The sequence below is a fragment of the Curtobacterium pusillum genome, from assembly GCF_013359865.1.
Lineage (GTDB): Bacteria > Actinomycetota > Actinomycetes > Actinomycetales > Microbacteriaceae > Curtobacterium > Curtobacterium pusillum.
In genome coordinates this window covers 12,965-35,022 of record NZ_JABMCE010000080.1, presented here as the reverse complement: position 1 = coordinate 35,022, position 22,058 = coordinate 12,965, and the positions used below count along the sequence as shown (strand labels likewise).

Below are 22,058 nucleotides of genomic sequence, written 5' to 3'. Positions count from 1 at the left end.
ACCACGACGACGTGACCGACACCACCCCGACCACCGTGACCGACAGCTCCGGCGAGTACCGCATCGAGCACGACACCATGGGCGAGGTCCGCGTGCCGGTGTCCGCGCTCTACCGGGCGCAGACGCAGCGTGCGGTCGAGAACTTCCCGATCTCGGGCAGTGGGCTCGAGTCGGCGCAGATCGTGGCCCTCGCCCGCATCAAGCGGGCAGCGGCGATCGTCAACGGGGAGCTCGGCATCGTCGACCCCGCCCTGGCCGACGCCGTGGCGAAGGCGGCGGACACGATCATCGCCGGACAGCACCACGACCAGTTCCCGGTCGACGTCTACCAGACCGGCAGCGGCACGTCGTCGAACATGAACATGAACGAGGTGCTCGCGACCCTGGCGTCCGAGATCGCCGACGCCGCGGTGCACCCGAACGACCACGTGAACGCGTCGCAGTCCTCGAACGACGTGTTCCCGACCTCGGTGCACGTCGCCGTGACCGAGGCCCTCATCCGCACGCTCGTCCCCGCGCTCGAGCACCTCGCCGGATCCCTCGAAGCGAAGGCGACGCTGTGGGCCGACGCCGTGAAGTCGGGGCGCACCCACCTGATGGACGCCACCCCGGTCACACTCGGCCAGGAGTTCGGCGGGTACGCGCGTCAGGTCCGGCTCGGCATCGAGCGCGTGAACGCGACGCTCCCCCGCGTGGCCGAGGTCCCGCTCGGCGGCACCGCCGTCGGCACCGGCATCAACACGCCGAAGGGCTTCCCGCAGAAGGTGATCGCCCAGCTCGCGAGCGACACCGGCCTGCCGATCACCGAGGCGCTCGACCACTTCGAGGCGCAGGGCGCGCGTGATGCCCTGGTCGAGGCGTCCGGCGCGCTCAAGGTGATCGCGGTGAGCCTGACGAAGATCAACAACGACCTGCGCTGGATGGGCTCGGGCCCGAACACCGGTCTCGGCGAGCTCCACATCCCCGACCTGCAGCCGGGCTCGTCGATCATGCCGGGCAAGGTGAACCCGGTCATCCCCGAGGCCACCCTGATGGTCGCCGCCCGGGTCATCGGCAACGATGCCACGATCGCGTGGGCCGGAGCCTCGGGTGCCTTCGAGCTCAACGTGGCGATCCCCGTGATGGGTACGGCGCTGCTCGAGTCGATCCGCCTGCTGGCGAACAGCTCGCGGGTGCTGGCCGACAAGACGATCGACGGGCTCGAGGCGAACCTTGACCGTGCCCGCGCGTTCGCGGAGTCGTCGCCGTCGATCGTCACGCCGCTCAACCGTGTGATCGGGTACGAGGCCGCGGCGAAGGTCGCGAAGTTCGCCGTCGCCGAGGGTGTCACCGTGCGCGAGGCCGTGATCGCCCTCGGCCACGTCGAGCGGGGCGAGGTCACCGAGGAGCAGCTCGACAGCGCCCTCGACGTGCTCTCGATGACGCACCCGAACTAGGCGTCACCACACGACGGACGGGAGAGTCCAGCATCTCGGTCACCAGGGCGGCGATCGCCGACCGCTCGGAACGCGTCAGCGTCACGTGCGCGAACAGCGGGTGCCCCTTGAGCCGCTCGATCACCGAGGCGACGCCGTCGTGTCGGCCGACCCGCAGGTTGTCGCGCTGCGCCACGTCGTGGGTGAGCACGACGCGGGAGTTCTGCCCGATGCGGGACAGCATCGTGAGGAGGACGTTGCGTTCGAGGGACTGCGCCTCGTCGACGATCACGAACGCGTCGTGCAGGGAACGCCCGCGGATGTGCGTGAGCGGGAGCACCTCGAGCATGCCGCGCTCGACGACCTCGTCGAGGACGTTGTCGGACACCAGCGCCCCGAGTGTGTCGTAGACGGCCTGCGCCCACGGGTTCATCTTCTCGGCGGCGTCGCCGGGCAGGTAGCCGAGCTCCTGGCCGCCCACCGCGTAGAGCGGCCGGAAGACCATGATCTTCTTGTGCTGCTGTCGTTCGAGCACGGCCTCGAGTCCGGCGCACAGCGCGAGCGCCGACTTGCCGGTACCGGCACTGCCGCCGAGCGACACGATGCCGATCTCCGGGTCGAGCAGGGCGTCGATCGCGAGCCGCTGTTCGGCGGACCGGCCGCGGAGTCCGAAGACCTCCCGGTCGCCGCGGACCAGCGCGACCGAGCCGGGCGAGGTGACGCGGCCGAGCGCCGATCCGCGTTCCGAGTGGATGACGACGCCGGTGTTGACGGGGACGTCGGCGAGGGCGGAGGAACGGATCTCCTCCTTCTCGTACAGGTCGGACATCTGCTCGCCGGACACCTGCAGGTCGGTGACGCCCGTGTAGCCGCTGTCGACCGCGAGTTCGGCGCGGTACTCCTCGGCCGCCATGCCGATCGAGGACGCCTTGACGCGCAGGGGCAGGTCCTTCGACACGACGACGACGTCGAGTCCGTCGTTCTTGAGGTTCGACGCGACGGCGAGGATCCGCGAGTCGTTGTCGCCGAGCTGCAGCCCGGACGGCAGGACGGATTGGTTGGAGTGGTTCAGCTCGACCCGGAACGACCCGCCCTCGCCGATCGCGATCGGGAAGTCGAGTCGTTCGTGCTCGACGCGCAGTTCGTCGAGGAGCCGGAGCGCCTGCCGGGCGAAGTACCCGATCTCCGGGTCGTTGCGCTTGGACTCCAGTTCACTGACGACCACGACGGGCAGGACCACCGCGTGCTCCGCGAAGCGGAACAGTGCCCGCGGATCGCTGAGGAGCACCGAGGTGTCGAGCACGTACGTGCGCTGGGCGACCGATGTGGACGAGTCCGCGGTGTACTGCTGCTGGATTCCGCGAGAGACGTTCTGAGAGGTCACGACCACTCCATCCCCGGGCCGCGCTCGGCCCGGTCCATGTCCTCGAACGCGGCCGTGGAGCGGGTCCCGAAGCACCGACTGTGGCCGCTTCGATCGGGCGCGGTGCCCGATGGGGCCAAGCTACGTCCGACCTCCGACACGACACCAGCGACACGCGGTGGCGGAGGTTACGGTCGCGTGAACGCGAGCGGCTGGCGGACGGGAGGCGCGGTGCCGGCCCGCACCGCGCCTCCAGTCCGTCGTGGCGGAGCCGGCCCCCTCGCGAAAGCGACAGGATCCCGCCTTCGTCGCGCGGGAATCTGTCGCTTTCGCGACACCCACCGAGGCGGGTGCCCGCGGACTGTCGCTTTCGCGGCACGCACCGAGGGGGGGGCTCGCGGCACGCACCGAGGGAGCGGAGTGCGGACCGCTACTGCATCGTGGCGTACGAGAGGCAGGCGTCGCGGAACATGTCAAGCGTCTCGTCCGTGGTGGACGCGAACACCGACACCCGCGCGACCCCGAGCCGCGTCGTCACGGTGACCCCGTGGTTGTGCAGCGCGGCGGACAGCGCCGTGAGACGCCCCTGGGGCGGTCGGAGCACCACGATGCCGGCGCGCTCCCGCGGGTCGCGGCTGGACTCGACGGACAGGCCGAACTCGTCGGCGATGTCGAAGACGCGCTCGACCCGGTCGGCGACACGCTCCTGCACGGCGGCGACCCCGACGGCGGTCAGCCGGTCGAGCGACACCGCCATCCTGGCCTGCGCGACCGGGTCGATGCGCGTCATCTGGAAGCCGGCGGCACCGGGGCGGACCGAGGGGACCTCGGTCGGCCAGCCGGTCGTGCCGTGCGGACCGGACAGGGCCGGACGAAGACGGTTCAGCGCGCGGTCGCTGAAGGCGGTGAACCCGGTCCCCCAGCCGGCGTGCAGCCACTTCTGCCCACCGGTCGCGACGACGTCGGCCACCTGGTACGGGGCGTCCACGACGCCGAAGCCCTGGATGGCGTCGACGATGAGGAGACGTTCGCCGATCACCTCGCGGATGGCGGCGAGGTCGGCGAGGTAACCCGTCTGCCAGTCGACGAGGGAGACGGCGACGGCGGTGACGTCATCGGACAGGCGCGACTCGATCAGCGACGGCGTCATCCAACCGGCGCCGGACTCGATGACGACGGGCTGCACGCGGCCGCCCGTGGCCGACGCGGCGCTGGCGAGGGCGAGCGGCAGCGACGGGTACTCGTCGGCGGAGACGAGCACGCCGCCGGTGAGACCGAACGCGGTGTGCAGCAGACCCGGGGTGGTCGCGGTCTGCGAGACGACCTGGTCCTCGCGCCGGCCGACCAGGCGGGCGGCGACCGTGCGGACGCGGACGTCCTGCTCGTCGAGCGTCTCCATCGCGCCGAAGCGCATGTGCTCCTGGATCGTCCCGAGCACGCGCTGCTCCTCGAGGACGGCGGTCTGCACGGGGCCGAAGGCGGCGTGGTCGAGGTAACCGGGCTCCTCGGCGAAGCCGTCGGCATACTCGGCGATGTTCACAGGGGCAACCTTCCGTGGGACGAAAACCCTGTGAGTCTACTGGGACGCCCCGGCGGGAGCGAAACCGTTATCCGCCGAAGCGCCGGGAGCGCAGTCCGAAGTCGCGGACCGCACGGAGGAAGTCGACCTCGCGCAGGTCCGGGTAGAAGGCCTCGACGAAGTAGAACTCGCTGTGCGCGCTCTGCCACAGCATGAAGTCGGACAGCCGCTGCTCGCCCGAGGTCCGGATCACCAGGTCCGGGTCCGGCTGCCCCTGCGTGTAGAGGTGGTCGCCGATGAGCTCCGGCGTGAGGACCTCGGCGAGGGTGTCGAGCGTGCCGCCGCCCTCGCCGTGCGCCCGCACGATGCTGCGCATGGCGTCCGCGATCTCCCGGCGCCCGCCGTACCCGACGGCGAGGTTGACGTGCAGGCCCGTGTGGTCGGCCGTCCGCTGCTCGGCCTGCGACAGGGCCGTGACGAGCACCTCGGGCAGCCCCTCGTTCGAGCCGACGTGCTGCACGCGCCAGTCCCGGTGATCGGCGAGCGTGCCGGCCAGGTCGGCGATGATCCCGACGAGCTGTTCGAGCTCGTCACCGCCCCGCCCCGTCAGGTTGTCGGACGACAGCAGGTACAGCGTCACGACCTCGATGCCGAGGTCGTCGCACCACGTCAGGAACTCCGGGATCTTCGCCGCACCGGCGCGGTGGCCGTGCGCCGCTGACTCGAGTCCGAGCTGCTTCGCCCAGCGACGGTTGCCGTCCACGATCATGGCGACGTGCTTCGGTACGGCCGCCCCGTCGATCTGGCGGCGGATACGGCTCTGGTACGCGCGGTAGAGGATCCCTCGTCCTGCCCATCCCACCCTGCCGGTCACGCAACGAACATAGTGCACCGCACCTCGGAAGCAGCCGCGTCACGAGGTGTTCGGCATTCGTTCGGCATCGGCCCCTACGGTCGGACCATGCAGGCCGAGCACGACACCGGGACCCTCCCCCACGTCCCCTTCACGGAAGAGGCGGCGAGCACCGGGGACGCACGCGCGCCCGAGCCAAGGCCGGCCTGGCGTGGCTGGATCCACCTCGGTGCGTTCCCCTTCGCCATCGCGATGGGCATCGTGCTCATCGCCCTCGCCGGCTCCCCCGCGGCGAAGGTCGGCAGCGCGGTGTTCATGGCGACGTCGCTCGCGATGTTCGGGGTCTCGGCGACGTACCACCGCTTCCCGTGGGGTCCGACGGTCAAGGCGGTACTGAAGCGCATCGACCACACGAACATCCTGCTGCTCATCGCCGGCACGTACACGCCCGTGGCGATCTGCGCGCTGCCGCACACCCTGATGGTGCTCGTGCTCTGGGTGATGTGGTCCGGTGCCGCGCTCGGCATCGCGTTCCGGGTGCTCTGGATCGGGGCGCCGCGGTGGTTGTACGTGCCGATCTACCTCGTGCTCGGGTGCGCGGCGCTCGGGCTGCTGCCGCAGTTCTTCGACGCGAGCGTCCCGATGACGGTGCTGATCCTGTCCGGTGGGCTCGCGTACGTCCTGGGCGCGCTCGTGTACGGCTTCAAGCGTCCGGACCCGTCACCGACGGTGTTCGGCTTCCACGAGGTGTTCCATGCGCTGACCGTGGTCGCGTTCGCCGCGCAGTGGGTCGGCGTGCTGATCGTGGCGCTCGACCCGGTCCGCTGACAGCACCGGTGTGACGGCCAGGAGGCGCGGGGCGGGCCCGCACCGCGCCTCCCGGCCCACGCGTGGTCGCGTCCACCGCGCTCGGTCGCGTCAGCCGCGCTGGTCGCGTCCACCGCGCTCGGTCGCGCCAGCCGCGCTGGTCGCGTCAGCCGCGCTCGGTGTCGTCCCCGACGTCGGCCCGTCCGTCCTCGGACGCCCGCCGGTCCGGCTCGTCCGTGGCGACCCCGTCGCGCCCGGCGCCGACGGTGCCGTCGGTGCCGCCGGTGCCGTTCGCCTCAGACTCGAGCCGCTCCCGGATCTCCGCCCGGTACCGGGTCCGGCGGATGCGCCGGGTCATGTCGATGACGAGCAGGATCGTCACGACGGCGACGACCGCGATCGCGATGAAGCCCGCGACGCCCGGCGTCACGTCGACGTCGGGGACCGTCGAGGTCGGGCTCGGGCTGGGGGTGGCGGCGAGTGCCGCCGTGATGGTGCTCACGCGGTGGTGTCCTTGTCGGCAGGGATCCCCGCGAACAGGTCGGACTCGGGGAGCTCGGTGGGCACGCGGGCCTCGACGAGCTGGTAGTCCTCGGTCGGCCACACCGTCGCGAGGAGGTCGTTCGGCCAGTAGAAGAAGGCGCTGTCCGGTGGCACCTGGCTCGCGTGCGCGCGCAGTGCGGCGTCCCGGGCGTCGAAGTACTCGTGCACGTCGACGTGGGTGGTGGCGAGGTCGGGTCGGTCGGCGAACCGTTCGACCCATTCGCGGAGCTGCTCGATCGCGGGGCTGTCCGGGTCGCGTTCCTGCAGGGCCTCGAAGATCGTCCGGAACCGCCGGGGGTTCATCGTCCGCTCGTAGTAGAGCTTCGAGATCGTCCACGGCGCACCGGCGTCGGGGTACTTCGCCGGGTCGGCGGCGTCCCGCCAGGCGGCGACGGAGACCTCGTGCGTGCGGATGTGGTCCGGGTGCGGGTACCCGCCGTTCTCGTCGTAGGTGACGAGCACGTGCGGCCGGAACCGCCTGATGACACGGACGAGCGCCTCGGTCGCGTACTCGAGCGGCACCGTGGAGAACGTCCCGGGACGCACGGCCTCGCCCTTCTCGGCGTCCGGCAGGCCGGAGTCGTGGTAGCCGAGCCACACGTGGTCGATGCCCAGCGCTGCCTGCGCGGCGGCCATCTCGGTCCGGCGGTACCCGGCCATGTCGCGGTGCGCCCGGGAGGTGGCGGGCTCGCCGAGCTGCTCGTTGAGGATGTCCCCGGCCTCGCCCCCGGTGCAGGAGACCACGAGGACGTCGTTCCCCTCGGCCGCGTACTTCGCCGCGGTGGCCGCTCCCTTGCTCGACTCGTCGTCGGGATGGGCGTGGACGGCCATCAGGCGGTACGGCACGTGGCGTTCCTCACTGTCGTGAGCGGGGGTGCGGGGTGAGCACGGTGGACGCGGGCGGCGCACAGCAAGGCGTGAACTACCCTGGGATCAGGATAATCACCCCGGGAGCCCCGAACTGTCCGAACCGCAGCACCAACCGGCACCTCAGCCGTCCGCCAGCACCACCGCGACGCTGGACGACCGCTACGGCCGCACCCCCGGTCGCGCACGCCGCACCCGGCTCATCGGGGTCGTCGCCGCCGCCGCCGTCGCCCTCGTGTTCACCGTCTGGGTGATCTGGGCCGGGCCGGGCCAGACCAGCCACGGACTCGACACCGATGACGTCGGGTACGAGGTCGTGTCGGCGCACCGGACGGTCGTGCACACCCAGGTCTCCGTCGACCCGGGCACCACCGCGAAGTGCGCCGTGCAGGTGCTCGACAAGTCGTACACGATCGTCGGTTGGAAGGAGATCCGGGTGCCGGCGTCCGACCAGCGCACCCGGAGCATCACGACGCCTGTGAACACCGTGTCTCGCGGCGTGACCGGCTTGATCCACGACTGCTGGGTTCCCTAGACTGCTGTGATTCGCGGACAAGACCGGCCACTCCGGCCGGTCTTGTTCTTTGCTGAAGGGAATCACCATGAGCAACGACACCCAGGTCACGTGGCTGACGCAAGAGGCGCACGACCGCCTCAAGGCCGAGCTCGAGACGCTGTCCGGTGAAGGTCGCCAGGAGATCGCGAACCGCATCGAAGCCGCTCGCGAAGAGGGTGACCTCAAGGAGAACGGCGGCTACCACGCCGCCAAGGACGAACAGGGCAAGATCGAGGCCCGCATCCGCCAGCTCACCGAACTCCTCAAGCACGCCACCGTGGGCGAGGCGGACTTCGACGGCACCGTCGAGCCCGGCACCGTCGTCACCGCGGTCATCGCCGGCGACGAGTCGACGTTCCTCGTCGGCAACCGCGAGATCGTCGGCGAGGGCTCCGACCTCACCGTCTACAGCCCGGTCAGCCCCGTGGGCGCTGCGATCGTCGGGCTCCGTCCCGGCGACAAGACCACGTACACCGCTCCGAACGGCAAGGAGATCGCCGTCGAGGTGACGAACGTCGAGCGCTACGTCCCGTAGCCACGTGCCGTAGACGCGCTCAGAACCGGACGGGAGGCGCGGTGCCAGCTGGCACCGCGCCTCCCGTCCGGTCTGTGGCTGGGTCTCAGTGCTCCAGCAGCTCCGGCCGGAAGCCCACCTCGCGCAGACGGTGGATGACCTCCTGCGCGTGCTCCGGGCCGCGCGCCTCGATCGAGAGGTCCAGCGCGACCTCGTTGATCACGAGCCCCTGGCCGTGACGGGTGTGCAGCACCTCGACGACGTTCGCGCCGGCGTCCGAGATGACCTGCGAGACGCGGGCGAGCTGACCCGGGCGGTCCGGCAGCATGATCCGGATGCCGATGTAGCGCGACGCCGCGACGAGTCCGCGGGTGATCACACGCTCCATCATCAGCGGGTCGATGTTCCCGCCGCTGAGCAGCACCACGGTGCGCCCGGTGTCGTGGACGGCGCCGGACATGATCGCGGCGACGCCCACCGCGCCGGCGGGCTCGACGACGAGTTTGGCGCGCTCGAGCAGCACCAGCAGCGCGCGGGCGACGTCGTCGTCGGACACGGTGACGATGTCGTCCACGAGGTCGCGGATGATCGGGAAGTTCAGGTCGCCGGGGCGTGCCACGGCGATGCCGTCCGCGATCGTCGGCTTCGTGCTGACCGTGACGGGTTCACCGGCCTCGAGCGAGGTCGGGTAGGCGGCCGCGTTCTCGGCCTGCACCCCGATGACGCGGATCGGCCGTCCGAGGCGCTCGGCCATGCCCTTCACGGCGAGGGCGATGCCGGCGATGACCCCGCCCCCGCCGATCGGCACGACGACGGTGTCGACGTCGGGCACCTGGTCGAGGATCTCGAGGCCGAGGGTCCCCTGGCCGGCGATCACGGCGGGGTGGTCGAACGGCGGGATGAACACCGCACCGGTGCGCGTCGCGAAGTCCTTCGCGGCGCTCAGGGCCTCTTCCACGGAGTGCCCGCGCAGGACGACCTCGGCACCGTAGTGCCGGGTCGCCTGCAGCTTCGGCAGGGCGACCCCGACCGGGGTGAAGATCGTCGCCGGGATCCCGAGCTCGCGGGCGGCGAGGGCGACGCCCTGCGCGTGGTTGCCGGCACTCGCGGCGACCACGCCCGCGACCCGCTGCTCCGGCGTCAGGGTGGACAGGCGGTTGTAGGCGCCGCGGACCTTGTACGCACCGGTGCGCTGCAGGTTCTCGCACTTGAGGTGCACGGGCGAGCCGAGCAGCTCACCGAGGAACTGCGACGTCTCCATCGGGGTGACACGGGCAACCCCGGCGATCGTCACGCGCGCCTTCTCGATCGCGTCGAGGGTGGGGATCAGCGGCGTCGTCGTGTCGGTCACGGTCCCATCATCGTCGGTCCGGCCGCTCCTGACGAAACCCGTGACGCTAGTTCGTGCTGGCGGTGCCCTCGACCGCGGCGGGCTCTTCCCGGCTGCCCGGCGCCGGGACGTCGTCGCCGACCTTGTGCCGCCGGCGCCGCATGAGCTGCAGCTGCCCGTGCTGGCCGTGCTTCGGGGTGGCTTCGAGCACGTGCTCCGAGTCGAGTCCGCGCCAGCGACCGCTCGAGATCGTCGTCACCATGGCGTTCAGCGTGGCGATGATCGGGACGGCGAAGAAGGCGCCGGCGATCCCTGCGAGGCCGGACGCCGCCGTGACGCCGAGCACCACCGCGAGCGGGTGCACCTTGACCGCGTTGCCCATGACCAGCGGCTGGAGGATGTGCCCCTCGATCTGCTGCACGAGCAGCACGACGGCGAGCACGAGGATCGCGGCGAGCGGCCCGTTGAAGATGAGGGCGACGAAGACCGCGAGGAACCCGGTCACGATCGCGCCCACCACCGGGATGAACGCGCCGAGGAAGACGAACGCAGCGATCGGGATCACCAGGGGCATCCCGCCGAAGAACAGTCCGACGATGAACGCGCCGAGGCCGATGCCGACCGCGTCGACGAACGCGACGAAGATCTGCACGCGGATGAAGCTCGTCAGCGTGATCCAGCCCGCGACACCGGCGCCGTCGACCGTGGCGCGGGCCTTCTTCGGGAACAGGCGGACTGCCCAGCGCCAGACGTTCTTGCCGTCGATGAGCAGGAAGATCGTCGTGAACAGGATGATGAACAGCGCCTCGAACACGTGCGTGGCGCCCGAGCCGGCGCTCGCGACACCGGAGAGGATCGACCCGGAGTTGTCCTGCAGCCACTTCGTGCCGTCGTCCAGCCAGCCGTTGACGTCGCTCTGGGTGATGCCGAGACCGGAGTTGAGGACGAGGTCCTTGATGTTCGCGTACTGGTCCACCGTGCGGTCCCGCAGCGAGGGGTAGGACGCGATGATCTGGTCGACGACGAGCCAGATGAGGCCGCCGAGCGCCGCGATCCCGCCGAGCAGGCTGAGCACGACCGCGAGCCACTTCGGCACGTGGTGCCGCTGCATCCAGTTCGAGATCGGCACGAGGAGCGCCGAGATGACGATGCCGACCAGGAACGGGATCAGGATCTCGCTGAAGATCGTCATCAGCCAGATGAAGACCGCGATCACGCCGACGACCACGAGCACCCGCCACGACCACGCCCCCGCGATCCGCATGCCCGTCGGGACGGAATCCTCGACCACGGGATCGGGATGCGTCTGCTTTCTGCCCCATGCCATGCCGCGAGTGTATCGACGCCCCTCCGGGCAGGTGCCAGACACGGCATACGTCGGGGTACAGCAGTGTCGGCGGCACTCGGTAGCGTCGGTGCCATGGTCAGGACCACGCTCTCCTCCGCCGAGGCCCGCCGCGTCGCCCTGGCCGCCCAGGGGTTCGGACAGTCGCCCGCCGACACGGTGTCGACACGGACACTGAACTCCGGGTTCGCGCGGCTCGGCCTGCTGCAGATCGATTCCGTCAACGTCTTCGAGCGCAGCCACTACCTCCCGCTCTTCGCCCGCCTCGGTGCCTACGACCGCTCGACGCTCGACCGGCTGACCCTCTCGAAGCGTGGGCCCTACGCCGAGTACTGGGCGCACGAGGCAGCGTTCATCGACCGTGGTGACCTCCCGCTGTTCCGGTGGCGGATGGACGCGCTCCGCGACCGCGACTCGTGGCCGACGCGGATCGACGGCGTCACACGGACCGAGGGCGTCCGTCGCGAGCTGCGGGCACTGCTCCGAGCCGAGGGCCCGATGCCGGCGAGCGCGGTCGAGCACGAGTCGAACGTCCGCCGAGGGCCCTGGTGGGGCTGGAGCGACGTCAAGCTCGGCCTCGAGCAGATGTTCCGCTGGGGCGACGTCGTGAGCGCCGGTCGCTCCGGTTTCGAACGCGTCTACGCCCTGCCCGAGCAGGTGCTCCCGGCAGGCACGCTCGAGACGGCGCCGTCCCGGTCCTCCGCGGTCCTCGAGCTCGTCCGGCGGGCGTCTCGCGCGCTCGGCGTCGGGACACGTGCCGACATCGCCGACTACTTCCGACTGCGCGCCGACGACACGGCTGCGGCGATCGCCGAACTCGTGGCCGCCGGCGAGCTCGCGCCGGTACGGGTGGAAGGGTGGGACGAGCGCGCGTGGATGCACGCCGATGCCCGGGTCCCGCGGCGGATGTCAGCGGACGCCCTGCTCAGCCCGTTCGACCCGATCGTGTGGTTCCGGCGGCGGGCCGAGCGGATGTACGGCTTCCACTACCGGATCGAGATCTACACGCCGGCGCCGAAGCGGGTGTTCGGGTACTACGTGCTGCCGGTGCTGCAGGGCGACCGGCTCGTCGGGCGCATCGACCTGAAGAGCGACCGGCAGCGCGGTGTCCTGCGGGTGCGGACGGCGTGGCAGGAGCCCGGGGAACGGCTCGAGGCCGACCGGCTGGCGGACACCCTTCGGCGGACGGCGGCGTGGCAGGGACTCGACGAGGTGGAGGTCACCGACCGCGGCACGGCCGCGGCGGCGGTGGCCGGCGCCCTCGGCGTGCCGCTGGTGCCGCACGTCGCAGCGGACGACGCGGACGCGACCGTGGCCCTCGAGCCGGCCGTCTAGTCCCGGAGGCACGGTGCGGGCCCGACCCGCGCCTCCAGGCTGTCGTCGCGCTCAGAAGCGGTCGAGGCTGCCGCGCAGCCGCGCGATCCGGTCCGCCAGCGGCGGGTGCGTCGAGAACAGGCGGTCCATCACGCCCGGGCGCATCGGGTCCGCGATCCAGAGGTGCGCCATCGACGAGTTCTGCGTCCGCATCGGGCGTCCGTACGCGCCGAGCTTCTCGAGCGCACGGGCGAGCCCTTCGGGATGACGGGTCGTCATGGCGCCCGTCGCGTCGGCCAGGTACTCGCGCTGACGGGACACCGCGGCCTGCACGCCCGCTGCAGCGATCGGCGCGACGATGACCGCCACGATGCCGGCGATGAGCAGGACCGGGTTGTTGCCGCCGTTCTCGTTGTTCCGGCCGCGCCCGCCCGCGAAGCCGCCGAAGATCGAGATGCGGAGCAGCACGTCGGCGAGGAGTCCGACGGCGACGACGAGGCCGAACACCATGGTCGAGACCCGGATGTCGTAGTTCCGCACGTGTCCGAGCTCGTGCGCCATCACACCCTGGAGCTCCTGGTCGTCCATGATCGCCAGCAGCCCGGTCGTGGCGGCGACGATGGCGTGCTCGGGATCGCGACCGGTGGCGAACGCGTTCGGGGACGGGTCGTCGATGACGAACACCCGCGGCATCGGCGTGCCCGTGGCGATGGCGAGGTTCTCGACGGTGCGCCAGAGTCGGGGCTCGGAGTTCCGGTCGATCTCGATCCCGCCCGCGATCGCCGTCGCCTGTCGGGCGGCGAGGAAGTACTGCAGCACCGCGTACCCGAGGGCCACGACGAGGACGATGACGCCGATCGACACGTTCCCGGCGAGGTACCCGCCGAGGAACCCGAGGGCGCCGATGATCAGCAGGAAGACCAGGACGATGAGGACGGTGTTGCGCTTGTTCCGCGCGATCGCGCTGTACACGTCAGGCCGACGCTGCGCGGGTCAGAACTGAACGCGCGGTGGTTCCGCGATCGCGGCGGGCTCGGCGGTCTCGAAGAACGGAGCCTCGGAGAAGCCGCGGCTCTTCGCGAACGAGGAGTTCGGGAAGACGCGGATCTTCGTGTTGAGCTCGCGGACGCCGCCGTTGTAGAAGCGTCGGGCCGACTGGATCTTGTCCTCGGTGTCGACGAGCTCGGACTGGAGCTGCAGGAAGTTCTGGCTCGACTGCAGCTGCGGGTACCCCTCCGCCACGGCGAACACGCTCTTGAGGGCCTTCTGCATGTGCCCTTCGGCCACCGAAGCGGTCGAGGCGTCCCCGGCGCTGAGCGTCTCGGCTCTCGCCTTCGTGACGTCCTCGAAGACGGACTTCTCGTGCGTGGCGTAGCCCTTGACCGTCTCGACGATGGTCGGGATGAGGTCCGCCCGGCGCTTGAGCTGGACCGAGATGTCGCTCCATGCCTCGTCGACACGGACCTTCAGCGTGACGAGCGAGTTGTAGGTGACCCAGAGGTAGATCCCGACGATCACGAGGAGGACCACCACCACTCCGACGACGATCAGCGTCGTGATGAGTCCGGTGTCCATGAGGGCGTACTCCTTTGCGCGTCGGGATCGCGGTGGTTCGGGGCCGCCGAGACAGCCGGGATTGATTGTATCCACGGGGCGCGGGTCCTCCCGTCCGGCGGCGCGGTTCACGGGCGATTCCCGAGTCGCACACACCGTGCGTTCGGGCTGACCGGCGTGTCGCCCGCTCCGAGGACATCATCCGTTCGACGTATTGACCGCAGCCGCCCGATCACGTGGGATGGACTCGGATGAACACGCGCGGGGAGAACGTGGACGAGCGGGCCGTCGGGGGCGACGGTCCGGTTCGACGACCCCGGTTCGCCGCGCTGGTCGCCGTGACGGCCGCCCTCGTCGCGACGCTGCTCGGCGCCGCCGCCGCACCCGCGTTCGCAGCCACGGACGGCGCGGGGACCTCCCGCGGTCTCGCGGCCTCGACCCCGGCACCGACGACGACCCCGGGCCCGCAGAACCAGCTCACGCCCCTTCCGGGGACCCCGACGCCGACCCGCCCACCGGTGCGCCCGACGATCACGGACCCGGGCGACATCACCAGCGGGACCGTGCGCTTCAGCGGCACCGGGACACCCGGTCACGCGCTGGTCGTGGCCGGACCGGCGGCGACGGGGTCGACCGGCTGCCAGGCGACCGTGCGCGACGACGGGTCGTGGTCGTGCCTCGCGAGCGTCCGCTCGGGCCCGCAGCAGGTCTTCACGGTGCAGGACCGCACGACCCCCGCGGTCGGGTCCGCGAGCGCCCCCGCGTCGGACGTCGTCGTGCCGCCGATCGTGACGACCTCCCGGCCGACCAACGGTCCGGTCTCCGGCACCGGGTACCCCGGGTCGACGATCACGCTCTCGGTGTCGGGGTCGACGACGGACCGGACGGCGACGGTCGGCAGGGACGGACGGTGGACGGCGTCCTTCGGCAGCGCGACGCCGGGTGCCGGAGGGGACGCACGACTGTCCGTCACCGCGATCCAGACCGCGAGCACGGCCGGCGGCTACCGGTCCGACCTGCGGAGCGCGGCATCGGCCCCGGTCACGATCACCCTCGACCGCACCGCACCGGCCGCTCCACGCATCACCGCGCCGTCGTCCGGGGACCGCGTCCGCACCCAGCCGACGACGGTGTCCGGCACCGGCGAGCCCGGCGCGCTGCTCACCGTGTACGTCGACCGAGCGCCCGTGTGCCGGACGGACGTCCCCGCCTCGGGCCGGTGGTCCTGCTCCACCGCGGGCTCGACGCTCCGTGCGGGCCCGCGAGGCATCACGGCGGCGCAGCAGGACGCGGCCGGCAACTTCTCGACGGTGTCGGCGTCGGTCCGCGTGAGCGTCACGCGGGCGTCCGCGGGGCCGACCGGACCGGCGGGCGATCCCACGAGCGGTTCGGCGGGCAGCAACGCGACCAGCAGTGGTCCGGCGACCCCCGGTGTCCACGACGGCCCCGGGAGCAGTCCCGGCCCGACCGGCGGGGCAGGCACCGGCACCGGCACGACCGGCGGCACCGGCGGCACCGGCAGCACCGGCGACGCCGGCGGAAGCGGCACGAGCGGCGACGGCATCGCGGCCGCCGGCGGACACGGGCGCGGCCTCGACTGGTCCGGTCCCGCCGGCGACTGGACCGCGTCGACCGCGTACGACACCACCATGCCGACGATCCAGTCGGCGTTCTCCTGGCGCACGGTCCTGGTGGCCACCGCCGTCGCGGGCGGGTTCCTCGTGCTCATCGCCGGACCGCTCGCGCTCGTCGCCGGTGCCGCCCGCGGTCGGCTCCGCACCCCGTTCGGCGGGCTCCTCGGCCGGAACCGTCCGCGTGACGAGCGCCGACGCGGCGAGGACGTCCTGCCGACCTGGGCCTCGATCACGGTGGCCGTCCTGGTCGTCGGTCTGTGCACGGTCCTCGGCGTCGGGGTGTCCCTCGAAGCCCGCTACGTCCGCCTGGCGATCGCGATCCTGCTCGGCGCGGCGGTCCTCACGACGGCGATCGTGCTGACCGGTCGCTGGGCTGCCGGCACCGACCGGAGCACGATCGGTTTCCGGGTGTCCCCGTGGCTGGTCCTCGCGGCACTCGTGGCATGCGGCATCACGAGGACGTTCGACCTGTCGCCGGCGCTGATCGTCGGTGTCGTCCTCGTCCCGGTCGGCCGCCCCGACCTCGACACCGCGGCGCTCCGGCTCGGCTCGTCGATCGCGGCGGGCGCCCGCAGCGCGACCTGGCGTTCCGTCGCCCTGCTGGTCGTCGCCGCGGCCGGTTGGGTGCTGCACTCCCTCACCCCCGGCACCGGCTTCTGGGTGTCGTTCGTGTCCGAGTTCGCGATCACCCTGTGCGTCGGCGGCCTCGGCGCCGTGGTCGTGACGCTGCTGCCGTTGCCCGGTTCGGCGGGTCAGGCGCTGCTGGCGCAGTCCCGCGGTCGGTACGTGGCGATCGCCTCGGTCGCGGTCGCGCTGGCGGCGGCCGTGTACTCGGGCGCCGAGGGCAGCCACGTGTCCCCCGTCGCGCTGGCGATCGTCGCCGCCGTCTGCACCGCCGGCGCGGTCGGGGCCCGGCTCTGGCTCCGGAACGCCCGGGCGGAGCCGCAGGCCTGATCCCGTCCCACCCGCGGGCGCACGCGCACGGATCAGCACGTCCGGGCGGAGCCGCCACCGGGCCCGCTGCGGCGGATACGCTGGCGAGCGGTGTGTCAGACACCACGACCGCCTCAGGGAGCGACGATGACCCAGACCCGATCCGACTACGACCCGACCCGGTTCCGCGACGTCTTCGAGTGCAGCTACACGTACGCGAACGGCTTCGCCCGGAACACCCACCGCTTCGCCGACAGACCCGCGCTGCGCGACCCGGACTCCGACCGCTCCTGGACCTACGCGGAGCTCGGCGCCGACGTGGACCGCGTCGCCGGCTGGCTCGTCCGCCATGGTGTCGGCCGGGGTTCGGTCGTGATGGTCGAGCTCTTCAACTCCCCCGAGTTCGCGATCCTCTACCTGGCGGCGCACCGCATCGGCGCGGTCTTCTCCCCCACCAACTTCCGCCTCGCACCCGACGAGGTGGCGTACATCATCGAGGACTCCGCCCCCGTCGTCCTCGTGTACGACGCCGCCCGCACCGCGGACATCGAGGCTGCACTCGCGAGCGCCCCGCACGCGCCCGACCACGTGGTCGTGGTCGGCGAGGCCGCCCGCGACGACATCGCCTTCGCCGACCTCCTCGCCGCCGCGCCCGTCACCGCCGACGAACTCGCCGCGACCGAACCGCGGAGCACGTACGACGAGACCACCCGGCTGTACACCTCCGGCACGACGGGACGACCGAAGCCCGTCCCGCTGCCGAGCCTCGTCGAGGTGCTCAGCGCGCACGACGTGATCATGCACTTCCCGCTCAGCCCGTTCGACAAGACGCTCAACATGTCCCCGCTGTTCCACCGCGGGGGCCTGTACTCCGGTGGTCCGAACCCGGTCTTCTACGTGGGCGCGGAGCTGACCACGCTCCGGCACTTCGACGCCGACCGCGTGCTCGACCTGGTCGAGTCCGAACACCTCACGTTCCTCATCGGTGCGCCGCCGAACCTGGTGCAGCTCGCGAACGCCCAGGAGGCCCGCCCGCGCGACCTCTCCTCCCTGCACGGCATCGTGACCATGGGCGCCCCGCTCGACCGCGCCGCCGCCCTGCGCTACCAGGAACTCCTGTCCCCGCGGATCTTCAACGGCTACGGGACGACCGAGACGTTCTGGAACACGTTCCTCCGGCCGGAGGACTTCCCCGACGGCGCCGGGTCGACCGGCCGCGCGTCGACCGACGACGACGTCGCCGTGGTCCGGGTCTACGAGGACCGCCTGGCGGACCCGAGCGACACCGTCCCGAAGGACGGCTCCGAGATCGGCGAGTTCGCGGTCCGCACGGTGAAGTCCGGCTACTCCTACCGGAACCCCGGGCTCGAGGCCGAGAAGTTCGCGAACGGCTGGTTCTACCCGGGCGACCTCGCCACCTGGGACGAACACGAGCGCGTGACGATCGTGGGCCGCAAGGACGACATGATCATCTCGGGTGGCGAGAACGTGCACCCGGTCCAGGTCGAGGCGTCCCTGCAGGAGCACCCCGGGGTCGCGGACTCGATCGTGGTCGGCGTCCCGGATGAGCGCTGGGGTGAGATCGTGACGGCGTACGTCGTGCGCGCGCCCGGTCGCCTCCCCGAGGACGACACCGAGGCCGCCGCCGTGCTCGAGGAGTGGACCGGCTCCCACCCCGGCCTCGCCCGCTACAAGCGGCCGCGGCGGTACCGGTTCGTCGACGAGCTGCCGTACAACGCGACGGGCAAGAAGGTGCACTACCTCGCCAAGGCGACGGCGGCGGACGACCAGCAGGCCGGTCGCCTCATCGAGCCGTAGCGGTCGACGCGACCGATGGACGGACTGGAGGCGCGGTGCCGGCCCGCACCGCGCCTCCAGTCCGTCACCGGGTCGCGCCGACCCCGCGGTGCGGTGCGTTCCGCGCGAACAACCCCGGCAGCAACCCGCCGATCTTCGTCCCCACGCACAGGCTGACGAACGTCGCGAGCGGCGTCGCCAACGCCACCGGATCGAACGTCGCGATCGCCACCAGCCCGACCGTGCCGGGCACGAGCAGCAGGAACGCCGGGAAGAACGACACCGTCGCCGGGATCACCGGCACGATCCGCTCCAGCAGACGCGTCGCCACGAACAGCAGCGCAGCCGTCGCCCCCGTCGCGACGACGCTGCCCCACAGCGGCGTCGTCCCGCTCAGGAGCGCGTACGCCGTGACCATGACCGCGATCGACACGAGCGTCAGCCGCCAGCCCGACCGGAAGACGAGCCCGAGGCCCACGGCCAGGCCGACCACGGCCACCCACGACACCCAGTAGGCCGGCACGGCTTCCCATCCGCCGCGGTCCGTGCCGACGCCGGCGACCTCGCCGACCAGCGCCGCCGAGGACGGGTCCACATGCAGGCCGGTCAGGGCGCTGCCCGCCGCGATGCCGGCGGCCATGAAGCCGAGCATGATGAGCCCCTGCACGAGGCGCGAGGACCCGGTGACGATGTCCGCCGCGGTGAGCTCGAGCAGGGCGTTCGTGATGAGCGCTCCCGGCACGAACACCGCCACGGGGGCGCACACCGCGAAGAGCGGGACGTGGTCGAACCCGGTGCCGGCGGCGACGAGCCCGACGATCGCGGTCGACACGAAGGCCGCGAGGAACGGGATGATCGCCACGGCCTCGCGGAAGTGCCGGAGCGCGAGGCCGATCACGCCGACGAGCGCACCGACGCCGAGCGCGACGAGGACCGCCCACCAGGGGCAGCGGAACACGACCGCGAGGCCGGCAGAGGTCAGGGCGTTGCCGGCGATCCACGGCAGCGCCGGCGGCGGCACGGTGCCGGCACGGATCGCACGGACACGCGCGGGGATCTCGGCGAGGGCGATGGAGCCGCTCTCCAGGCCGAGCACGAGCCGGTTCGCGCGGGCCGCCTGCCGGAACGACAGCTCGACGCCCTCGGCGTTGACGATGGTGGCGGCACCGGTCGAGGTCTCGCTCACCATGACGAGCGCGGGGAGCACCCCGACGGCGAGCGTCGGCCCGACCCCGGCAGCGTCCCGCGCCTTCTCGAGCGCCGACCGGACGTCGGTGACGGAGCTGCCGGCGTCGAGGAGCAGCGCCCCCAGCGTGCCGAGCAGCATCCCGACGGGGACGGTCTCGCCGTCGACGACCTCGACGTGGGCCTCGGGTCGACCGAGGGCGTTCCGTAGGTTCGCGAGCGCGCTTCCGAGACCGACCACACGGCGATGCTACTGACCGCCGCGCGCCACGTCGGTACCCCCGGAGGGACTCGAACCCTCAACTCGGCGATTTTAAGTCGCATGCCTCTACCGATTGGGCCACGGGGGCGGGCCGCAACAGCCTACCGACGCTCTCGACGACGAAGAGGCGGCCACCCCGTGGGGTGACCGCCTCTCGCACGGTGCAGGACCTACTTGGCGTCGGCCTCGGCCTTCACCGGCTCGGCGTCGTTCGAGACGTCCTTCGCGGGCTCGCCGTAGGCGGGACCGGCGGCACCGGCGGGCTTGCCCTCTTCCGGAGCCGTGGTCGGCTTCGCCGGCTCGGCCGGGGCGACGGGCGCCGAGGCAGCGGGCTTCGGACGGGACGCGAACGCCTCGAACGCCGCGCGGGGGGTCTCGCGGTCGTCGAGCGACGCGATGTCGCGGCCGAGGAAGAAGCCTCCGACCCAGTCGCCGATGACGCGCCACTTGCGCTCCCACGACGGCATCGCGAGGCCGTGGTAACCGCGGTGGGCGCCCCAGGCGAGGAAGCCCTTCATCGCGAACTTGCCGGACTGGAAGACGCCGATGCCGAGACCGAGGCCCGCGACGGCGCCCATGTTCTCGTGCTTGTAGTCGCTCGTCGCCTCGTCACGGATGGTCGCGACGAGGTTCTTCGCGAGCTGCTTCGCCTGGCGCACCGCGTGCTGGGCGTTCGGCACGCAGAAGCCGCCGACGCCGCCGCCGGTGAGGTCCGGGACCGCCGCGACGTCACCACAGGCCCACGCGTCGGCGATCACGCCGTTGTCGTCGACCACGCGGAGGTCGGGCTGCACGCGGATGCGCCCGCGCTGCTCGAGCGGGAAGTCGGTGCCCTTGACCATCGGGTTCGCCATGACGCCGGCGGTCCAGATGATGAGGTCGGACTCGATCGTCTCGATCGCGCCGTCGTTCGTCTTGAGCTCGCAGACGCCGCCGACCGCCGAGGCCAGCTGCGTCTCGAGGTGCACCGTGGCACCGCGCTGCGCGAGGTTCTTGAGGACCCAGTGCGACGTCTCGAGCGAGACCTCGGGCATGATGCGGCCCATCGCCTCGACGAGGTGGAAGTGCGTGTCGTCGAAGGACAGCTGCGGGTAGCTCTTCAGCAGGTCGGTGACGAACGAGCGGAGCTCGGCGAACACCTCGATGCCGGCGAAGCCACCGCCGACGACCACGACGGTCAGCAGACGGTCGCGCTCCGGGCCGGCCGGCAGGTTCGCAGCCTTGTGGAAGTTCGTGAGGATCTTGTCGCGGATCGCCGCGGCTTCCTCGATGGTTTTGAGGCCGATTGCCTCGTCCGCGACGCCCGGGATCGGGAAGGTGCGCGAGACCGCCCCCGCGGTCATGACGATCTGGTCGTAGGACTCCTCCCACGCCTCACCCTCGGCCGGGGTGATCGTCGCCGTCTTGGTGGCGTGGTCGACCTTCGTGACCTTCGCGGTGACGACGCGGGTCTTCTTGAGGTGACGGCGGTGAGCGACGATCGCGTGGCGCGGCTCGATGGAACCGGCTGCGACCTCGGGGAGGAACGGCTGGTACGTCATGTACGGCAGCGGGTCGACCATCACGACCTCTGCTTCGCCCTGGCGAAGGTGCTTCTCGAGCTTCCAGGCGGTGTAGAAGCCGGCGTAACCGCCGCCGACGACGAGGATCTTGGGCACGGGGAATGGTCTCCTTGGATGGGGGTTTGCCGGGAGTCTACTCAGACTTCGCCGCCACCCGCCCCGACTCCAGCGTCTGCACCGCCATCATACGCCCGGCACTCGCACCGGGAGGGCGACCAGCTCGCGCGCTCCAGCGCGAGGTCGCCGATGGGGTTGACACCGGGTCCGGCGGCGAGGGCGTGACCGACGAGCGCGTGCAGGCACTTGACGCGGGTGGGCATGCCACCGGCGGTGATCCCGACGATCTCGTCGACGTGCTCGATCGACTCACGATCGGCGAGGTAGGACTCGTGCGCCGCCCGGTACTGCTCGGCGACGATCGGGTCCTCGAGCAGGGCGGCCAGTTCCGGCATGACCTGGTTCGCCTCGAGGGTGCTGACCGCGGCGGTGGCCGCGGGGTGGCACAGGTAGTAGAGCGTCGGGAACGGGGTGCCGTTCGACAGCCGGGGCCTCGTGGACACGACGGTGGGGTTGCCACAGACGCACCGAGCCGAGATCCCGATGACGTCACGTGCCGGTCGGCCGAGCTGCGCCGACACGACCTGGATGTCGCGTTCGGAGGGCGGGTCGAAGGGAGGGGTCGTCACGGGTACGTGAGCCTACCGG

19 protein-coding genes and 1 tRNA gene are annotated in these 22,058 nt (G+C 71.5%); 7 read left to right on the top strand and 13 right to left on the bottom strand.

Features of this window, described 5'->3' with window-relative positions; genetic code table 11:
• The first annotated feature begins 77 nt into the window (after positions 1–77).
• Positions 78–1,436, top strand: coding sequence for a class II fumarate hydratase (locus HP507_RS11180; protein WP_217508728.1), 1,359 nt, complete (start codon positions 78–80; stop codon positions 1,434–1,436).
• Here the strand turns inward: HP507_RS11180 and HP507_RS11175 are convergent.
• The 3 genes from HP507_RS11175 to HP507_RS11165 form a co-directional block, all read right to left on the bottom strand.
• Entirely contained in the window at positions 1,378–2,772 is a 1,395-nt protein-coding gene (locus HP507_RS11175; protein WP_271207190.1) for a PhoH family protein, read from the bottom strand. The two genes, HP507_RS11180 and HP507_RS11175, sit on opposite strands and share 59 nt — an antisense overlap.
• A 436-nt stretch (positions 2,773–3,208) precedes the next feature.
• The gene (locus tag HP507_RS11170) at positions 3,209–4,318 is read right to left on the bottom strand and encodes an aminotransferase class V-fold PLP-dependent enzyme (protein ID WP_175351867.1); all 1,110 of its coding nucleotides are present in this window, start codon (positions 4,316–4,318) and stop codon (positions 3,209–3,211) included.
• 67 nt (positions 4,319–4,385) lie between these two features.
• The gene (locus tag HP507_RS11165) at positions 4,386–5,171 is read right to left on the bottom strand and encodes an isoprenyl transferase (RefSeq protein ID WP_175351866.1); all 786 of its coding nucleotides are present in this window, start codon (positions 5,169–5,171) and stop codon (positions 4,386–4,388) included.
• 87 nt (positions 5,172–5,258) lie between these two features.
• On the opposite strand from HP507_RS11165, the gene trhA reads away from it, so the two are divergent.
• Complete coding sequence (gene trhA / locus HP507_RS11160; RefSeq protein ID WP_175351865.1) at positions 5,259–5,978, top strand: PAQR family membrane homeostasis protein TrhA; 720 nt, start codon at positions 5,259–5,261, stop codon at positions 5,976–5,978.
• A gap of 145 nt (positions 5,979–6,123) precedes the next feature.
• On the opposite strand, the gene HP507_RS11155 is transcribed toward trhA, so the two are convergent.
• The gene (locus HP507_RS11155) at positions 6,124–6,459 is read right to left on the bottom strand and encodes a hypothetical protein (protein WP_175351864.1); all 336 of its coding nucleotides are present in this window, start codon (positions 6,457–6,459) and stop codon (positions 6,124–6,126) included.
• Positions 6,456–7,346, bottom strand: coding sequence for a mycothiol conjugate amidase Mca (gene mca / locus HP507_RS11150; RefSeq protein ID WP_271207178.1), 891 nt, complete (start codon positions 7,344–7,346; stop codon positions 6,456–6,458). The genes HP507_RS11155 and mca overlap by 4 nt, the downstream gene beginning before the upstream one ends.
• A 28-nt stretch (positions 7,347–7,374) precedes the next feature.
• On the opposite strand from mca, the gene HP507_RS11145 reads away from it, so the two are divergent.
• Positions 7,375–7,902 carry a DUF4307 domain-containing protein gene (locus HP507_RS11145; protein ID WP_271207180.1) on the top strand — a complete coding sequence of 176 codons (528 nt, stop codon included), beginning with the start codon at positions 7,375–7,377 and terminating at the stop codon, positions 7,900–7,902.
• Between the two features lie 67 nt (positions 7,903–7,969).
• On the top strand, positions 7,970–8,458 hold the full coding sequence (gene greA, locus HP507_RS11140; RefSeq protein WP_175351862.1) for a transcription elongation factor GreA: 489 nt from the start codon (positions 7,970–7,972) through the stop codon (positions 8,456–8,458).
• An 85-nt stretch (positions 8,459–8,543) separates the two neighbouring features.
• Here the strand turns inward: greA and ilvA are convergent, their stop codons facing one another.
• Entirely contained in the window at positions 8,544–9,788 is a 1,245-nt protein-coding gene (gene ilvA / locus HP507_RS11135) for a threonine ammonia-lyase (protein WP_175351861.1), read from the bottom strand.
• 46 nt (positions 9,789–9,834) lie between these two features.
• Positions 9,835–11,094, bottom strand: coding sequence for an AI-2E family transporter (locus HP507_RS11130; RefSeq protein WP_217508711.1), 1,260 nt, complete (start codon positions 11,092–11,094; stop codon positions 9,835–9,837).
• Between the two features lie 93 nt (positions 11,095–11,187).
• On the opposite strand from HP507_RS11130, the gene HP507_RS11125 reads away from it, so the two are divergent.
• Positions 11,188–12,447, top strand: a complete 1,260-nt coding sequence (locus tag HP507_RS11125; RefSeq protein WP_175351860.1) for a winged helix-turn-helix domain-containing protein — start codon at positions 11,188–11,190, stop codon at positions 12,445–12,447.
• Between the two features lie 51 nt (positions 12,448–12,498).
• On the opposite strand, the gene HP507_RS11120 is transcribed toward HP507_RS11125, so the two are convergent.
• Positions 12,499–13,398: a M48 family metalloprotease gene (locus HP507_RS11120; protein ID WP_175351859.1), complete on the bottom strand. Its 900-nt coding sequence runs from the start codon at positions 13,396–13,398 to the stop codon at positions 12,499–12,501.
• A 21-nt stretch (positions 13,399–13,419) separates the two neighbouring features.
• A complete protein-coding gene (locus HP507_RS11115) occupies positions 13,420–14,001 on the bottom strand; it encodes a LemA family protein (RefSeq protein ID WP_175351858.1) in 582 nt (193 codons plus the stop codon).
• A 230-nt stretch (positions 14,002–14,231) separates the two neighbouring features.
• Here HP507_RS11115 and HP507_RS11110 point away from each other — a divergent pair, with 230 nt between their 5' ends.
• The gene (locus tag HP507_RS11110; protein ID WP_175351857.1) at positions 14,232–16,568 is read left to right on the top strand and encodes a hypothetical protein; all 2,337 of its coding nucleotides are present in this window, start codon (positions 14,232–14,234) and stop codon (positions 16,566–16,568) included.
• Between the two features lie 126 nt (positions 16,569–16,694).
• The gene (locus HP507_RS11105; RefSeq protein WP_175351856.1) at positions 16,695–18,365 is read left to right on the top strand and encodes a class I adenylate-forming enzyme family protein; all 1,671 of its coding nucleotides are present in this window, start codon (positions 16,695–16,697) and stop codon (positions 18,363–18,365) included.
• Between the two features lie 64 nt (positions 18,366–18,429).
• Here the strand turns inward: HP507_RS11105 and HP507_RS11100 are convergent, their stop codons facing one another.
• The 4 genes from HP507_RS11100 to HP507_RS11085 all read right to left on the bottom strand — a co-directional run bounded on the left by HP507_RS11100 (position 18,430) and on the right by HP507_RS11085 (position 22,039).
• Positions 18,430–19,770 carry a threonine/serine exporter family protein gene (locus tag HP507_RS11100; RefSeq protein WP_175351855.1) on the bottom strand — a complete coding sequence of 447 codons (1,341 nt, stop codon included), beginning with the start codon at positions 19,768–19,770 and terminating at the stop codon, positions 18,430–18,432.
• 35 nt (positions 19,771–19,805) lie between these two features.
• Positions 19,806–19,879, bottom strand: a tRNA-Leu gene (locus tag HP507_RS11095).
• A gap of 82 nt (positions 19,880–19,961) precedes the next feature.
• The gene (locus tag HP507_RS11090; protein WP_175351854.1) at positions 19,962–21,449 is read right to left on the bottom strand and encodes an NAD(P)/FAD-dependent oxidoreductase; all 1,488 of its coding nucleotides are present in this window, start codon (positions 21,447–21,449) and stop codon (positions 19,962–19,964) included.
• A 41-nt stretch (positions 21,450–21,490) separates the two neighbouring features.
• Positions 21,491–22,039: a DUF501 domain-containing protein gene (locus HP507_RS11085; protein WP_175351853.1), complete on the bottom strand. Its 549-nt coding sequence runs from the start codon at positions 22,037–22,039 to the stop codon at positions 21,491–21,493.
• Positions 22,040–22,058 lie beyond the last annotated feature (19 nt).

Bases quoted from the DNA above. Each gene is read 5' to 3' on its own strand.
- greA (WP_175351862.1), top strand. From the start codon at position 7,970: ATGAGCAACGACACCCAGGTCACGTGGCTGACGCAAGAGGCGCACGAC.
- HP507_RS11130 (WP_217508711.1), bottom strand. From the start codon at position 11,094: ATGGCATGGGGCAGAAAGCAGACGCATCCCGATCCCGTGGTCGAGGAT.
- HP507_RS11115 (WP_175351858.1), bottom strand. From the start codon at position 14,001: ATGGACACCGGACTCATCACGACGCTGATCGTCGTCGGAGTGGTGGTG.
- HP507_RS11105 (WP_175351856.1), top strand. From the start codon at position 16,695: ATGACCCAGACCCGATCCGACTACGACCCGACCCGGTTCCGCGACGTC.
- HP507_RS11180 (WP_217508728.1), top strand. From the start codon at position 78: ATGGGCGAGGTCCGCGTGCCGGTGTCCGCGCTCTACCGGGCGCAGACG.
- HP507_RS11125 (WP_175351860.1), top strand. From the start codon at position 11,188: ATGGTCAGGACCACGCTCTCCTCCGCCGAGGCCCGCCGCGTCGCCCTG.
- HP507_RS11110 (WP_175351857.1), top strand. From the start codon at position 14,232: ATGAACACGCGCGGGGAGAACGTGGACGAGCGGGCCGTCGGGGGCGAC.
- trhA (WP_175351865.1), top strand. From the start codon at position 5,259: ATGCAGGCCGAGCACGACACCGGGACCCTCCCCCACGTCCCCTTCACG.